Annotated in this window: 11 protein-coding genes; 8 read left to right on the top strand and 3 right to left on the bottom strand. The window is 52.1% G+C overall.

What is annotated here, in order from left to right; all coding sequences use genetic code 11:
• Positions 1–59: 59 nt before the first annotated feature.
• The 3 genes from JUF13_RS10165 to JUF13_RS10175 are packed head-to-tail and all read left to right on the top strand — an operon-like array spanning position 60 to position 1598.
• A complete protein-coding gene (locus tag JUF13_RS10165; RefSeq protein WP_203639592.1) occupies positions 60–533 on the top strand; it encodes a hypothetical protein in 474 nt (157 codons plus the stop codon).
• A 2-nt stretch (positions 534–535) separates the two neighbouring features.
• Positions 536–1012 carry a hypothetical protein gene (locus tag JUF13_RS10170; protein WP_203639593.1) on the top strand — a complete coding sequence of 159 codons (477 nt, stop codon included), beginning with the start codon at positions 536–538 and terminating at the stop codon, positions 1010–1012.
• Between the two features lie 4 nt (positions 1013–1016).
• Complete coding sequence (locus tag JUF13_RS10175) at positions 1017–1598, top strand: hypothetical protein (protein ID WP_203639594.1); 582 nt, start codon at positions 1017–1019, stop codon at positions 1596–1598.
• Positions 1599–1871: 273 nt separating this feature from the next.
• On the opposite strand, the gene JUF13_RS10180 is transcribed toward JUF13_RS10175, so the two are convergent.
• Both JUF13_RS10180 and JUF13_RS10185 read right to left on the bottom strand, forming a co-directional pair.
• Positions 1872–3182, bottom strand: a complete 1311-nt coding sequence (locus tag JUF13_RS10180) for an NCS2 family permease (protein WP_125764840.1) — start codon at positions 3180–3182, stop codon at positions 1872–1874.
• 511 nt (positions 3183–3693) lie between these two features.
• Positions 3694–4677, bottom strand: a complete 984-nt coding sequence (locus JUF13_RS10185) for an aldo/keto reductase (RefSeq protein WP_203639595.1) — start codon at positions 4675–4677, stop codon at positions 3694–3696.
• 149 nt (positions 4678–4826) lie between these two features.
• Between JUF13_RS10185 and JUF13_RS10190 the strand changes: the two genes are divergently transcribed.
• From JUF13_RS10190 to JUF13_RS10200, 3 genes are all read left to right on the top strand, one after another.
• Positions 4827–5429 (top strand): SDR family oxidoreductase, encoded by a 603-nt coding sequence (locus JUF13_RS10190; protein ID WP_203639596.1) that lies wholly within the window; start codon positions 4827–4829, stop codon positions 5427–5429.
• A gap of 352 nt (positions 5430–5781) precedes the next feature.
• Complete coding sequence (locus JUF13_RS10195; RefSeq protein WP_225418159.1) at positions 5782–6156, top strand: hypothetical protein; 375 nt, start codon at positions 5782–5784, stop codon at positions 6154–6156.
• A 129-nt stretch (positions 6157–6285) separates the two neighbouring features.
• Entirely contained in the window at positions 6286–7320 is a 1035-nt protein-coding gene (locus JUF13_RS10200; RefSeq protein ID WP_225893655.1) for a polysaccharide deacetylase family protein, read from the top strand.
• 57 nt (positions 7321–7377) lie between these two features.
• Here JUF13_RS10200 and JUF13_RS10205 read toward each other — a convergent pair whose 3' ends face one another.
• Positions 7378–8520 carry an ArgE/DapE family deacylase gene (locus tag JUF13_RS10205; RefSeq protein WP_203639597.1) on the bottom strand — a complete coding sequence of 381 codons (1143 nt, stop codon included), beginning with the start codon at positions 8518–8520 and terminating at the stop codon, positions 7378–7380.
• 361 nt (positions 8521–8881) lie between these two features.
• Between JUF13_RS10205 and JUF13_RS10210 the strand changes: the two genes are divergently transcribed.
• Both JUF13_RS10210 and addA read left to right on the top strand, forming a co-directional pair.
• Positions 8882–12514 carry a PD-(D/E)XK nuclease family protein gene (locus JUF13_RS10210; protein WP_203639598.1) on the top strand — a complete coding sequence of 1211 codons (3633 nt, stop codon included), beginning with the start codon at positions 8882–8884 and terminating at the stop codon, positions 12512–12514.
• Positions 12498–16289 carry a helicase-exonuclease AddAB subunit AddA gene (addA, locus tag JUF13_RS10215; RefSeq protein ID WP_203639599.1) on the top strand — a complete coding sequence of 1264 codons (3792 nt, stop codon included), beginning with the start codon at positions 12498–12500 and terminating at the stop codon, positions 16287–16289. Before JUF13_RS10210 ends, addA begins: the two co-directional genes overlap by 17 nt.
• Positions 16290–16551 lie beyond the last annotated feature (262 nt).

A 16551-nucleotide genomic window follows, 5' to 3' on the forward strand; every position in this document is an offset into this window, starting at 1 on the left:
ATACTCGGGTTAACCCGGGTTATAAGTCAAGCAGCCAGTTTTTCCTGGGGAGGAAAGTAATGACAGCACACGTTCGTAGTTATTTGCGACAACAGGTTTTTGACGCCTTTTTATTCATCGTAGCGGTCAACATAGGGATTCAAGCTGTGCCTAAGTTCAGTGAGTGGTATTGGCAGTGGGGAAGTACTATTTTCCTGGTGTTGCTGCTGATTCTGTTGGGGATTGAGGGACTGCTTAGCCTATGGCGGCCACGGCCTGATCCCGTCGATTTCGACTGGCAACAGCGGCGACACTGGCTCTATCTATTGAATGAGGCCAATGGGGATTATCAGCAGATGAACTTGACCTGGTCCAAGGTCGTTATTGTTGTGGCTGCGTTGGGGGCCCTCAGTCTACAAGTCGGACGCGTATCGCTTTGGCGTGAGCAAGTTGGCCTGGGAGTGGCCGGTCTGACCACAGGGATTTACCTCATGAATATCGGGTTATGGGGCTATCGGTTGCGCCAACGCACACAAATTTCGGGGAGGAAATAAGCGTGACGAAGCAAACAAGAGATTACTGGCAACAATTTTTCGGGGATATTATCTTAATTATGGTGACGCTCCAACTAGCCATGATGCTGTTGGAATGGGATGGCGAGTGGGCTTGGCGGCTCCTGGCTGTGGGAGGTTTTGCCGTGGCCGCAATTGGTCTGAGTGCCGTGAGTTTAGGGCACTTATTCTGGCGGAATCCACGGTCATTAACGTCTGAACAGACGGCGGATTGGCTCTACTTATTAAATGAGCACAGTTCTAATCCGGTGCAAAATTGGTGGACCTGGTCGAAGGGCCTTATCGGCGGCCTGGCAATCTTAATGGTGGCCATTAGTTTTAGCGCGGATTTAATGAGCTTACCGCCCACGACCAACCTGTTTTTGGGCTTGGATAGTGCGGCAATCGCATTAGGTATCGTGGGCGTGAATATTTTGCGCTGGTTATTGACTCGTGGTCGGCGAACAGCCAGGAAGGGGTAGGGTCGTGACACGAAAGAAATTTATTTGGGGCCTTGTAATCGTTCTAGGCAATGCGGGGATTCTGTACAGCTCACTAGCCATGCAGGCGACGCTCCCGTGGCGGTTAGGGCATTTAGCGTTGCTGGTGGGGCTGTTTAACCTCAGTTTAATTTTTTGGCAACGGCACTGGCAGACAGTTTGGCACGGTACGATTGACCGGTTTGCGGAATTGGTGTGGCTGGTGCTGGGAGATTTGGCTTATGGGTTCTTGGCCATCAGCCCGGCCGTTCGTGGCTGGCAAGCTAGCGTCTGGCAGGTTGCTAACGTTGCAAACTACCTGGCGATTGCCTTGTTTTTAGTGGCAGCCTATGAGGTTAGTCAGACTTGGTATCAACAACGCGTACCAAAGAAGACAGAGACGTTACGACGGAAAGTTTTCCGTATCCTGGTTTTCTCCATCGCTTTCCTAGGTGCCAGTTGGGTAGCACGGTTAGTGTGGCCACAGGCCGGCCAACTGAATTGGCAGCTAGCTGTATGGGTGATTGGCTGCTTTGTGGTGGGGAGTTTCTGGCCAGATAGGCGTCACAAAAATTCGTCCAATACATAGTAATAGGGGAGGATAAATGAGACATTTTGATGGGATTGTCGCGCTGCTAATGGTAGTTGGCGCTGTTTCCTTTTTGGTTTATTTTTTTGTTGCTGATTTTAAAACGGCCCTTCTTTTTACGATTGCTTTGGTGAGTGTTTCGTACATTAAGCAGTATTTTTCGAAGAGGTAGGGGCTACATTGCTTGAAATCAAGTATCTCTAATAATATACAAAGAGGCTCGCCAACTAAAATTGGCGAGCCTCTTTGTATATTATATTTTTAATTAACGGGTTATCCCGCGTTTAAAATCCACAGGAACAGCACGAAGACGACGGCTAAACCGTACATCATAGCGCCGACTTCCTTGCCGCGCTTGGCCGCAATCATGGTCAGCGGGTAGGTGATGAACCCTAAGGCAATCCCATCAGAGATGCTGTAAGTCAGGGGCATCCCCAGGACAATCAGAAAGGCTGGGGCAGCGACTTCGAACTTTTCCCAGTGAATGTTCTTCAGGGATTGGGCCATCAGGACCCCAACAATGATCAGAGCCGGGGCGGTCACTTGGTTCGTGACAACAGCGAGCAGTGGAGAGAAGAAGGCCCCCAGGATAAAGAAGATACCGGTTACGATGGCGGTAAACCCGGAGCGACCACCCACGGCAATCCCAGCGGAAGATTCCACGAAGGCGCCCATTGGGGAAGTTCCGAGGAGTGACCCAACGACCATCGTACTGGAGTCGGCCATCAGGGCCTTACCGATCCGCGGCAGTTTGTTATCCTTGACCAGGCCAGCTTGTTCGGCCAACCCGACCAGTGTTCCGGTGGTGTCAAAGAAGGTTACCAGTAAGAAGGTTAAGACGACAACAACTAATTGCAGGGAATTAATGCTTGTGACATGGGTTAACCCAACCATGAAGGTCGAGCTGATGGATGGCACGCCAGAAATGATGTGTTTTGGCATGGCAATCAGGCCGGTGGCTAAACCTAAGATGGAGTTGGCGACCATCCCGATGAAGATGGCGCCCGGCACGCGAGCACTCATCAGAACCAGCGTCACCAGCAGACCGAAAATGGTTAACCAGGTGCTGCCGACTTGCAGAGACCCCAGCGTTACCACCGTGGACTTGTCAGCCATGACCAAGCCCCCTTGGCTCAGACCGATAAAGGCGATAAACAGTCCGATACCCGCACTGATGGCCATTTTTAAATCACGAGGGATGGCGTCAACGACCTTTTCCCGCAGCTTGAACGCGGTCAAAATCATGAAGAGAATCGAGGCCACGAAGACACCGGCCAGCGCCGTTTGCCAAGGAATCTTCATGCCAATAACGACAGAGTAGGAGAAGAAGGCGTTAATCCCCAGACTAGCGGAGATGGCAATCGGGTAGTTGGCGAGAATGCCCATCAACATACACCCGAAGGCGGAAGCGAAGGCCGTTGCGGTGAACACGGCACCTTGGCTGATACCGGACGCCCCTAGGACTTGGGGGTTCACGAACAGGATGTAAGCCATGGAGACGAAGGTGGTTAACCCAGCCAGCGTTTCCTTCTTATAGTTGGTGCCCAATTCTTCAAAATGAAAAAAGTCAGCGATTCTTTGCATGAATAATTGCTCCTTTAAGGCAGAATTTATGTAAAATCCGAACGTTGTCGACTATCGTTCGTGTTTTTCTCTCAAACAATACTTATAGAGCTTATCATTTCTCTAAATAAAATGCAATCACGAATTATGAATTAATTTGTTATGAATAAGTTCGTAAAATACGAACATCCCATGATGGCGGCGTTAGACAAAATAAAAGGGTCCGAGAAAATTTTCTCGAACCCTTGGGGGAGTGTGGTGCTTTAAATTTGTCGAAGTGAAATATCCAATAGAAGTTACCCAGTAACGGTGTAACGGGACAAATCACAGTTAGCCGCAGGGCTGGTGAAAATGGGCTCAGCCGTGGGAGTTCTCTTGGTGGCGATTTTTGCCAGCTAGAGAACTGGTATCTTTGAAACGCGGGCTTGGCGGTTCAAAGTAAGCTTGGAGACCGTTCTTTGGCTCCAAGTGTCCGCCCACCGTGTCCCGGCCCATTTTCACCAGCCCGGAGGCAGTGAACCAGCTATTTGTCCTAGTCTGGGTCAGCTAAGGACTTGCCGCTTTCGATGCTCTTGAAACCAGCAAAGGCGGTATCGATCGTTTGATATTCCGTGTCACTCAGGGTGACATCCAGAGACTGTGCGTTGGCTTCGACTTGAGCGGCGCGCTTGGCACCGGGGATGACGACGCTGATTAGGGGATCCTGCATGTACCAAGCCAAAACGGTTTGGGCAACCGTGGCATTGTGTGCCTTGGCGATTGGCCGGATAGCCTCGATAGCCTTCAGGGCTTGGCTGTAGCGCGGTTCCTGGAAGTCGCTGATTTGGCTACGGATGTCATCGGCTGGGAAGGACACGTCAGCGTCATATTTTCCAGTCAATAGGCCAGAAGCCAGTGGGAAGTAAGGGACAAAGCTGATTTGGTGATCCTTCAGGTAGGGCATCAAGTCGGCTTCGTGGTCGCGGTGTAGCAGGCTGAATTCGTCTTCGACCACGTCCACGTAACCGTCGGCGTTGGCTTCCTTGACCTGGTCCAGACTGAAGTTAGACAGGCCAATCGCGCGAATCTTGCCTTGTTCCCGCAGCCGTTGCAGGGCGCCAACCGCTTCGGCCTTAGGGGTTTGTTTATCTGGGAAATGGATGTAATAAATATCTAAGTAATCGGTGTTGAGGCGTTTCAGGCTAGCCTCAACTTGTTCAGTTAAGAACTTAGGGTCGTTGTTGATGACCTGTTCGCCGCTGGAAAAGTCTTGAGCGCCCTTAGTTGCTAGGGTAAAACTATGCCGGTCAAAGTCGTGCATCGCTTGACCAACGAGTTCTTCGGAATGGCCCAGACCGTAAACGTAGGCCGTATCCAGTAGCTGAATACCGTTGTTTAAGCCCGCCTTGACCAGGTTAAGCCCGTCTTCATCTTTCAAATTCGGGAAGAGGTTATACCCGCCAACGGCGTTTGTGCCCAGTCCTAGCGGTGTTGTTTGCACATCAGTTTTACCAATCGTGACTTGTTTGTGTGTCATACAAAGACCCTCCTAATTAATTGTGAAACCGGATTCAAATACATTTCCTATTATAACGGATTTATTTTGTGGTGAAAAATATCTTGGCCCGGTGTTAGCGCTCACCACTTTCTGGTACACTGGGAGGCAAGGAAAAAGGAGCGGATATGATGACAACTTATTTAATCGTGGGCGCAACGACATTGGGACAAACGGTCGCCCGTCAACTGGCCCAGCAACCGGACACAACGGTCCGTGTGCTACACGCCACCACAGAAACGCTGACAGCGGATGTCGCCAGCTTAGTCACGGAATTTAGCGGAGATTTAACGGCGGAAGCAACCTACGTGGCCCCCTTGCAGGACAACCCGATTATTTTCTCAGCCTTGAGCGGGATGGATGTCGACTTGGCGTTTGAAGCCTTGTTCGACGCGCAATACCACCAACGACTAAAGCTGGCGCGCTTTGTGATGCTCAGCACGGCGGGCGTGGATCAAGAGGTGACGGGAGACCTAGCCTACCCCGGTATCGATAACGTCAAGGAATACCTGAACCAACAACGGTATGCGGCGAAATTGGTCGACGAAGCGGAGTTCCCTTACACCATCTTGCGGCCAGTCACATTGACGGATGGCGCCGGGCGTGACCCGCAGATTATTAAAGAGGGTAACCCGGTTCCCGCGGGTACTGTTTCACATGAAACAGTCGCCCGCGTGGCCGTTGATCTAATGCGTGATGGCGGTTACGACTACCAATCATTGGCTATCTGCTAGAGATTAGTGGTTAAACGATGACCGATTAGGTGAAGCCGATAATTGCTGTTTTTATGGGCTAAACCAGTGTCAACCGGAAAGGTGAGAAAAATGGGCTAAGCCGTGGGAATTCTCTTGCCAGCTTTGCTGGTTAGAGAATTGGTGACTTTGAGACGCGTTTTTTGGCGGCTCAAAGCAAGTCTAGAGACCGCCTTTTGGCTCTAGACGTCCGCCCACAGCGTTCCGGCCCAGTTTTTCTCACCTTGGAGGCGAATCAAAACACGAAAGTTTGCCCAAAGAACCTAAAGATTGCGGAAACCTGATAAAATTTTACGTAGCACCACGCAATGTTTGTTAGAATAGAGCCAGTGGGGTGAAAGCATTGGCATTAAAAATAGATGATGAACAATTACAAGCGATTCGCGAACGCATGGGTGAGGCCAATCAACAGGCTCATTTCGTGATTTTTCAATCCGTTGAACGTGAGACGGGCAAGGTGTTACGCTTGATCACCGATGTCGAAAGCTTTCGGTCGATTCAGGAGCAGCATCAGGATGACTCGGACATGGCAATTATCCAAGACATCGTGCCAATCACGGACACGTTGGCGCGCTGGGCAGTGGCTGAAAACATGGCCGCGCAACAGGGCGACAGTGCCAGCGTTTTGGCCGACCTGGAACATTACACCAATGAGGTTTTGAAAGAGAATCACCAAACGATTAATCCGCCAGATAGTGCGGAAGATTAAAGGGAAACTGACTTCGGTTGGTGGCCCTTTTTTGATACCGAATTATTTAGGCGGAACGCGTTCATTTCAAGGCCAAGACTGGTAACATAAGAGTAGATTCAGGGGAGTCTATTTTTAGGAGGGATTTTAATGAGGAAACGACAACGAAGCATCATCACGGGGGTTATGGCGGCCGCGGCGGTCCTGTTACTGACTGGAACGCTGTCCGCTCAGGCCCCCGCCCAGGCGAAGACCAAGACGGTGAACAAGACAGTTACCTATGGTCAATTGACCAACAAGCAACCGCACCGCTTAGCAGCAATTCGGGAGGCGGCGCGCCAGTCCATTTTACAGACGACTAAGGCCAAGAGCTCCAAGGTGGCCGCGGTCTATCAGGTGAAGCTACCGACACACATGAACAAGACCGCTAAGCTGACCAAGGATGGCTTGCGGATGCCACTGCTGCCAAATAGTTTCAAACTTAAACACGTCACGGTTCCATACAGCGAGCTGAAGGGGAAGGTGCTGAATCGCTACCTCCCTAAGGCCGACAAGACGAGTAAGGTCAAGACAAACAAGATGGTGGCATTGACGTTTGACGATGGGCCAGACCCAACCCTGACGCCACGGCTACTGAAGACATTGAAGAAAAATAAGGTTCACGCCACGTTCTTTGAGGTTGGGCAGAGCGTGAGTCGTTATCCCAAGATTACCCGGGCCGTGCTGGCTGGGGGCAATGAGTTAGGGAACCATTCGTGGAATCATCCCGACTTCAACAGCATTGGCACCAGCAACACGGCCAGTCAGGTCATGCGCACCAATCGGGCCATTTACCAGGCGACTGGGACGCTGCCGCAGTACGTTCGGCCACCATACGGGAATATCACCGCGGCTGAGGGCCGGAAGATTCAGCAGCCGATCATCCGCTGGTCGGTCGACTCACGCGATTGGTCTTACCTGAACACGCAAAAGGATATTAATGAAGTGATGAAAGATACCCGTGGTGGGGATATTGTGTTGATGCATGATATTCACAAGCAATCCGTCGCTGCGGTACCGACGATTATCAAACGCTTAAAGGCCAAAGGCTACAAGTTGGTCACGGTCAGTCAGTTACTGAATTACCAGGCGCTACCGGGACTCCAGTACTTCGGGGCGCATGATTTCCGAACGGCCGGTAAATAGGGTAAGTAAAAACGCTTAGTTTCACGTGGAACATTCACGGAAACTGAGCGTTTTTAGTTAGGCTAAGACTTGTTTTACGAGTTGTTCGTAGACGCGTTGGACGTGGCGGAATTCGTCGAGGTCCACGGATTCGTTCAAGGAGTGGGCGTCGTACCACTTACCCGCACCGTAAACGATGACGGGGAACTGATTCGTTGATTTGGTAAATTCGGAAGCGTCGGTCGCACCATGGATGACTTGTAGGTCGATGGGATGGCCGAATTCGGCATCGGCAATGGCCTTGGTCGTCTTGACCAGTGGGGAGTCCTGCGCGCTAATGATAGGTTTGAAACTGTAGTCCACGTGGAGCTTCAGGTCGACACCGTCTTCTTGATTGAGACGGTCGACGGTTTCATTTAACCGGTTGATGACGGCTTCGTTGTTGAATTCTGGAATTGGGCGAATATTGCCTTGCAGCTCGGCCTTAGCGGGGATGCTATTGACCTGTTCACCACCATTGAAGACGGTCACGCTGTGGACCAGTGGTCCGAGTTCGGGGCTGACCGGAGCATCGTCAAATTCAGTGGCTTCGGCGGTCACGTATTTGATCAAATTGGTGATGGCGTTCACGCCCTTTTCAGGCATTGAACTATGGGCGCCGACGCCGCGGGAATAGACGTGATAGTTGAGGGAACCGTTGTGGGCGTAAACCAGGTTGCCGCCGGTAGGTTCACCAATGACCATGCCACGGACATCGTCGGCGTAGCCCTGTTCCGTCAGCATGCGTGAGCCCATGGCCCCATTTTCCTCACCAACGGTCCCGATAAAGCGCAGACGACCATTCAGCTGGACCTTTGCGTCGGCCAGGTTAACGAAGGTGATCAACATGCCGGCCAGCCCGCTCTTCATGTCGGCGGCACCACGGCCATACAGCGTGTTGCCTTCAATGTGCGCGGCAAAGGGATCGAATTTCCAGTCGGCTAAATCGCCCGTGGCCACAGTGTCCAAGTGACCGGCTAGGACGAAGACGTTGTCGCTAGTTGGGTCCCCAATTTCGGCGACGATGTTGCTGCGGCCGGTAGCGTAGGGAATGATCTTGGCGTCGATGCCGTGTTCACCGAAGAGTTGCTTAATGTATGTCGCGACAGCGTCTTCGTTGCCGTTGACGGAATTGATGCTGACTAAATCCTGTAAAATCTGAACTTCTTCACTATCTTTCATAAATGCAAGCCCACTTTCTCACCAATTTTTAATATTATGATTAAGTGTAGCACGCTTTCAGAAAAATGGCCCGCGAAGTCCTCAGATTATGACAAAATTTGTGCCAAACAAGTGTTCGCTTTTGCGATGACGTATGCTAGAATATAATCAACCTAAGAGATGGACGGACTGGACTAAAGTTGCCCATAACTGGTGAAAACGACAATTACTGACGGGTGCCTTTGATATCATGACCTTAACGATTAGGTGAGGGGTTACGATCGTCCACACAGCTGCGATTAGTCACCTAACCGTCTGTCCGGTCCCTGTCATGAAGCCGGGCAGTACATAGCAACAGAACTTAAGAGATGGAGGTTCGCAGATGAGTTTACAATTTATTCTAGGAAGTGCCGGCCAGGATCACCGCCAGCCTATGGTGGATGCGTTGGCCCAGCAGGTGACAGACCAACCGACGGATCAGAGCTATTACTTGGTTCCCAACCATATTAAATTTGAAACTGAAGTCGACGTGCTGGCTGCCTTGAAGGCCCAGGTCGCACCCGACCAGCCACTCTTCGCCCAGACCCAAGTACAGGTCTTCTCGTTCACGCGACTGGCCTGGTTCTTCATGAAAAATGAACCCGTTTACCAGCTGCCCCGCATCTCGACGGCCGGATTGAACATGTTGATCTACCAAATCATCCAAAGTCATGCCGATGAGTTGACGATTTTTCGCGGCGAGGTCGACCGGCCGGGCTTTATCAGCCAATTGACCACGCAGCTAGCCGAGTTCAAAGTGGGTCAGGTGACGGCCGCCGACCTGTTAGCCGCGATTGACCAATTTCCGGGCAAGAACGCTGATTTGCAGGCGAAACTCCACGATTTGATGATTATTTATGAGGCATTTGAGACCCAGATGCTGGGAAAATACGTCGAAAATACAGACTTATTGAACCAATTGGCAGATTATCTGACAACACGGGTCGACCTCAGCCACGCCCATTTCTACCTAGAGGGCTTTTCACAATTAAGCGCGCAGGAACGGCAACTGGTGGCCGTTTTGATTGAAAATGCAGCCAGCGTGACGGTGGCGTTGAACCTGGATAAGGGCTACCCGCTGGACTTGCCCGACCCGACGAACCTCTTCTTTCAGTCGGCCAAAACATATCACCAACTTTACGTGGTGGCCCAGGCTGCGCACGTCCACGTGTTACGTGACCATCAGGCCCGAACACCACGGGTCAGCGCGGATCTACAGGCGTTAGATGCCTACTGGCAGGCCAGCAATACGCTGTCACCCCAGCCAGAGCACGCAGACCAATCGCTGACCAATGTCCAGATTATTCAGGCGGATAACCGCTACGTGGAGGTTTCCCGGGTCGCCACGCAGATTCGCCAGATGGTGGCGACCGGTCGGTACCGGTATCAGGATTTTCTGGTGCTGGCGCGCCATTTAGATGCCTATCAGACGGTGATCGACCCCATTTTTAGTGCACAGTCGATTCCGTACTTTGATGACGCCGACGTGCAGATGGCCGACCACCCCTTCGTAGAGCTGTTGAATGCGCTGTTTGACGTGCAGCGGCGGAACTACCGCTACGCCGACGTCTTTCGGGTCTTGAAGTCAGAGTTATTACTGCCACAGGACGCCGATGGTAAGCCAATCGCAGTGACGACCTACCGCCAAGCCCTGGCCCTGACGGAAAATCTCGTTTTGAAGAATGGGTATGAGGGGCAACATCGGTGGACTCAAGACAAAGATTGGGTCTTCAACCGCTTTGCTACCGGGGATGGTGGCGTACAAACCACCCAAGACGATAAAATCTCACGGCAAATTAATTTAATTCGGCACTTTGTGAAAGAGACCCTGCCGCCATTCTTTGCGCGGTTGAGGGGGGCTAAGACCTATACTGATGCCGTGGCCGTGCTCTACCAATTTCTCGCGAATGCCGGGGTCATGGACCGGTTGATGGCTTGGCGAGACCAGGCCATCAAAGCTGGTGACTTAGTGCGGGCAGGGCAACCCGAACAGACGTGGTCGACCTTTTGCCAAATCTTGGATGAATTCCATACGATTCTGGGGGATACGCCATTCGTTCAGGCTGACTTCCAAGCGCTGCTCCAGGCTGGGTTTGCCGGGGCGAAGTTCAGTCAGATTCCGTCGACGTTGGATCAGGTCACCATTTCTGAAAGTGGGATCGTGCAGACCAATAATCGCAAGGTGACCTTCCTGATGGGGGCCACGGCCGATACCATGCCGGATAATCAGATTCCGACGACCTTGCTGGCCGATAACGACCGCCAAGACCTGAGTGAGCAACTCCAGCAGGTTGATGCCGATAGTTATCTTCGCGATGACGCTGCGACCCAACTGGCGGGGGAACCCTACCTGAACTACCTGGCCTTTCTCAGTAGTAGTGAGCAGCTGATTTTTAGCTATCCCGCAACCAGCGATGATGATAAAAATGGCCTACAACTGTCGCCATACGTTGCGCGGATTCAGGCGTTTTTCCAGTTGCCAACGCAGATTGCAGCGGCAACCCCAACGGCCGAGGATGGCGATATCCTGTCGTTTGTGGGGACCCGCCGGACTACGTTGCGACACCTGGTGCAGGCCAGCCACGACAGTCAGCTCCGTGAGAAGCCGCTGTCTAATGCATGGTTGTACGTGCTCCAGGTTTTACGGGCGGATAGCACCTATGGCGAGTTGACGACCAAGTTACTGGGGAGCCTGAGTTACCGTAATGTTCCGACGGCATTAACGCCAGATATCGTGACCCAGTTGTATGGCAATAAGATCAGCACCTCAATTTCTAAATTAGAAGAATATTATGCCAATCCGTACGCCTATTACCTGAAATATGGGCTGAAGCTGCAGGAGCGGGATGTCTTTGAGCTGTCACCGGCTAGCACCGGAGAGTTCTTCCATGCGACGCTGGATAATCTGATGAAGCTGGTCAACCAACAGAAGCTGGACCTGGCTGAGCTGGATGACCAGCAATTACGGGAAATGACGGATGAAGTGATTGCCAAAATCTTGGATACCACGGAGAATCCGCAATTCGCCATTCTGGAAAGCTCTCACCGGATGACTTATATTCGCGAGCAATTGATCAAGACCATGCGGCGGATGGCCAAAACCCTACAGGAGCAAAGCAAGCGGACCAAGTTCCGGCCTAAGCGGACCGAATTACAATTTGGCCTCGGTGACGAGCGGGGACTGACGGCCCTGTCCTTTGATGTCGGCAAGCAGCGTCAGGTCACCGTCCGTGGGCGAATTGACCGGCTGGATGCCATGCAAGTCAACAATAAGACCTATTTAGGTATCGTAGATTACAAGAGTTCCGAGCATAAATTTAGTTATCAAGACGCTTACTACGGCCAAGCCATGCAGATGCTAACGTATTTGGATGCTGTTAAGAAGAATATGCCAGACCTGTTGACGGATGTCTCACCGGAGGATGCCGAGCTGGCCGGGGCCGTGTACCTGCACCTGCAGAACCCAATTTTAAAAGCGGCCGATGTGTTGGGCGAGGACCTCGAAGATGCCCTGCTCAAGGCGGAACAGTACCAAGGGTTATTGCTGGATGATCCGGATCTGTTAACGAATCTGGATACGTTATTTGCTGACCCTGATTTTAGTGGAAGTTCCTTACTCTACCGGGGATTACGGCGGACCAAGAAGGGGGTCATTACCTCCTACGGCAAGATGCTGGTCAACCCCGGCGAGTTGGACATGCTGTTGAACCATACGGAGCGCTTGATCAAACGGGCAGCCACCGAAATTTTCGACGGGCATGTTGACCTGGCGCCGTTCCGGCAACAGAGTAAGACGGCGCTTCAGTATTCACCGTACAAATCAATCATGCAGTTTGATCCCTTACTCAAAGAAAATAATTACCGCGATTTAGCGGCGTTGAAGAAGGATGACGTCATGAACCGCATCAAGGCCGAGCAGGAGCAGGAGCAGGAACAGAAGCAGGAACAGGAGGGTCCCGATGAGCACAAAATTTAAGTACACGCAGAGTCAACACGATGCGATTTATCAAACGGGTAATAATTTGTTGGTCTCAGCCTCAGCCGGTTCCGGGAAGACCCGGGTGTTGGTCCAACGGGTGATTGAGCACCTGAAGGCGGGGATGGGTATCGACCGCATCCTGATTGTGACCTTTACCAAGGCTGCGGCCGCGGAAATGCGTGACCGGATTCAAACCAGCCTGCGCGCCGAACTCACGGCGAGCCAGGGCAATAGCGAGCAGCAACAGTTTTATTTGCGACAACTCAACCAGTTGCCCGTCGCGGATATTAGCACGCTGGATGCCTTTTGTTTGCGAATCCTGCAACACTATTATTATGTCATCGATATGGACCCCGTCTTCCGGTTGTTAGCGGATGAAACGGAAAATGCGTTGCTCCGCGATGAAGTCTGGGCAGACCTCCGGGAAGACCTGTACGCCAACGATGAATCTGGACTATTTGCGCGGTTAACGGAGAATTTCTCTGGCGACCGGAGCGATGATGGCCTGGCCGAACTGGTTCAGCAGACCTATACGTTTGCCAACGCGACGCCCGACCCAGCGGCCTGGTTAGCGGCCTTACCCCAACCGTATCAGTTGGATAGTGACCATTTGACCGGCACGACCTTTTATCAGGAACGGTTAAAGCCGTTATTTAGTCAGCAATTACAACAAATTAAGGCCGACCTGACCAGTGCCCAACAGATTGCCACGCAGGCGGACTTAACCAAGCAACTGGACCACCTGACGCCGCTGCTGAGCGATTTAGAAGGCATCATTGCGTTAGTAGATGGTGAGAGCTGGAACGCGCTGAGAGCGGCGATTCAGGGATTTTCCTGGGGCCGCATGCCGTCGATTCGCAAGACGAACGAAGACTATCCCGTTTACGATGAGCTGAAGTCGACCTACTATGATCCAGCCAAGAAGCAGTTGGAAAAATTACAGAAGTCCTACCTGCTGCAGACCGAGGAGCAGGCCACGACCACGATTGCCAAATCCGGCGAATTGGTCGGTGAACTGGCCCGGGTCGTGGGCGCCTTTCGGGATGCCTATCGTCAAGAGAAACAGCGGCGACACGTCCTGGACTTCGCGGACATTGAACACGCGGCACTGGAAATTTTAACCAGTGACACGGATCAATCCCGTCAGGTTGCGGCACAATTACGCGAGCAGTATCAGGAAATCATGATCGATGAATATCAAGATACCAATGGGCTGCAGGAAGCCATTTTAACGGCTATCGCGCAGCCAGCGCCCCACGGTAATCTCTTCATGGTGGGGGACGTTAAGCAGTCCATCTACCGGTTCCGGCAGGCGGACCCGACGCTCTTCATGGATAAGACGGACCGCTACGAAACCAATGGCGATGCCGGTCAGTTGATTGTACTAGCCGAAAACTTCCGGTCGATGAAGAATGTCGATGATTTTACCAACTTGATCTTTAAACAATTGATGGACCGTGAGTTGGGAGAAATTTCGTACACCGGCTCCGCCCAACTGAAATATGGCGCGACCTATTACGATGAGCAGGGTGCTGGCGCCAAGAGCACCGCCGAGTTGCTGGTTTACTTGACCGAGGGGGCTGAAGAGACCGCTGGGGATGGTGAACCCATGGACCCCACCTTCCAGGTCGATAACAAGCACCAAGGTGAAGTCCTCATGGTAGGCAAGAAAATCAAGGAATTGATTGCCGCTAAGACCCCCATTTATGATCGGGATGCTAAAGAAGTTCGGGACATGACCTACGGCGACATTACACTGTTAACGCCGACGCGAACCAATAACCTGATCATTACCGACGAGCTCCGGCGACTGGGGATTCCGGTGGTCGTGAACGATGCACAGAATTATTTCAAGACGACTGAAATTCAAATCATGATGGCGTTGCTGCGAATCATCGATAACCCCTATCAGGATATTCCGTTGGCTGCAGTACTACGATCGCCCATCGTAGGGTTAAACGAAAATGAACTGGCGATGCTTCGAATCAACCAGAAGACGGGGGATTACTACCAGGCGTTACTGCATTTCCAACAGAACTTTGCGGGCCCCAAGGCGAGTGATTTCCAGCAGCAGGTCCATACGAAAGTGACCCACTTCATGGAACAGCTACAGACCTTCCGGGACGTGGCGCAACAAAACGAATTGGTCACCTTGATCTGGCGTATTTACCAAGACACCGGCTTCCTCGATTATGTTGGGGGAATGCCGGCTGGTGAACAACGCCAGGCTAACCTGCATGCGCTGTATGAGCGGGCGCAAAGCTATGAGAAGAGTAGCTTCAAAGGTCTATTCCAGTTTGTCCGGTTCGTGGAACGCCTGCAAGAGCGCGATGCCGATTTGGCTGGTGCGCCGGTGCAAACAGCAACGGATGCCGTGTCGGTCATGACCATTCATGGAAGCAAAGGACTGGAATTTCCGGTGGTCTTCATCATGGATGCGTCCCGTCAGTTCAATAAGCAGGACCAGCAGGGAAACTACGTCATGAGTGGCAAAACCGGGATTGGGATTGATTATCTGGACCCGGACAGCCGCGTCAAGGCCCCGAGCCTCCAGAAGCTGGTCACGGCCCAGGCCATTTCGCGGGCCAGCCTGGCCGAAGAAATGCGGAAGCTGTACGTGGCTTTAACGCGGGCGGAATCCCGACTCTACATTGTTGGGTCGCACAAGACCCAGACGGAGGCCATTGCGGCGTGGGAGCAGGCTTATCAGAGTCCCGACCTGGTGCTGAATGCGACCTTGCGGGAAAAGTCGACGCAGGCGAACTATCTCGACTGGATTGGGATGTGCCTGGTGCGTGATCCCAAATTCTCGGCCGACTTACGCCAAGGGTCAACGACCTTCTCAGGTTTAGCTGGCGACCCCGCTGATTTTGGAATCGCGTTTGCGGCGGCTAATGATTTGGAACCCGCCCAAAGTGTTAATGAAGCAGCAACGGATTGGCTCCAAACGACCAGTGAAACGGCCGCCAAGGTGACGGCTAAGGCGGTTTCCGGTGAACAGATTCAACGGATCATGGACTTCCAGTATCCACACCAGGCGGCAACGATGACCACGGCCTACCAGTCAGTCTCAGAAGCCAAGCGGCTGTTTGAGGATCCCGACAACGCGTCGATTGGCGAGTACCGGGCCAGCGCCACGGGCCAGACGACCGGGAACCGGTTCGTGACCCACGACTTTGCACGGCCAGACTTCTTGCAAACGGTGCGGGAGCCCTTGCCAACTGAAATTGGGAGCGCGACCCACTTGGTGCTCCAGAAGCTAGACGTCACGACCGCACCAACGGCCGCCAGCGTTCAGGAAGTCATTGACCAACTGGTGGCTGACCAGGTCTTGTCAGCAGAGGTCGCGCAACGCATTCAACCGGAGTTCATTTTGCGCTTCTACAGTAGTGAACTCGGCCAGCAGATTCTGGCGGCCCCTCAAAACCTCCATCGTGAAGTGCCATTCTCCTTATTGATGCCGGCACGAAGCTTGTTCCGGGACTTTAAGGAAGCCGACTCACAGGTGTTGGTCCATGGGATTGTCGATGGCTATTTGGAAACGGCGGACGGGGTCATCCTGTTTGATTACAAGACCGATCACGTCAATGCACAGGCCGTTGCCCAAAGTGAAGCCAAGTTGCTCGACCGCTATGGGGGTCAAGTGAACCTGTACGCGGCAGCGTTAAAGCAGATGACGGGGAAGCCCGTGACAGGGCAGTACCTGTATCTGTTGGCTAGCGGTGACTTATTACCGGTACCGGTTAAACAGATTCAGAATTTACCAGATTAAATGTAGCATTGGGACACACTTTCAGTTGAATACTGAGGTGTGTTCTTTTTTATATCTATTTTCTAGTAATTGGGTGCTAAATAGCTTAGAAATCAACAATAGTGTTTGGGTGAAAAATGTTTCATGAAATGTAACACGTGACACAACTGAAGCACTAGAGTCAATAGCTTTGAAAACGCTTTATTCCGAAGCGGGAATCCTTTATGCTAAACATGTTCATGAATGATCAACGGATTTGAAATCCAAAATATTTATAGAAGAT

The sequence above is a fragment of the Levilactobacillus wangkuiensis genome (assembly GCF_016861605.1).
Classification (GTDB): Bacteria; Bacillota; Bacilli; order Lactobacillales; family Lactobacillaceae; genus Levilactobacillus; species Levilactobacillus wangkuiensis.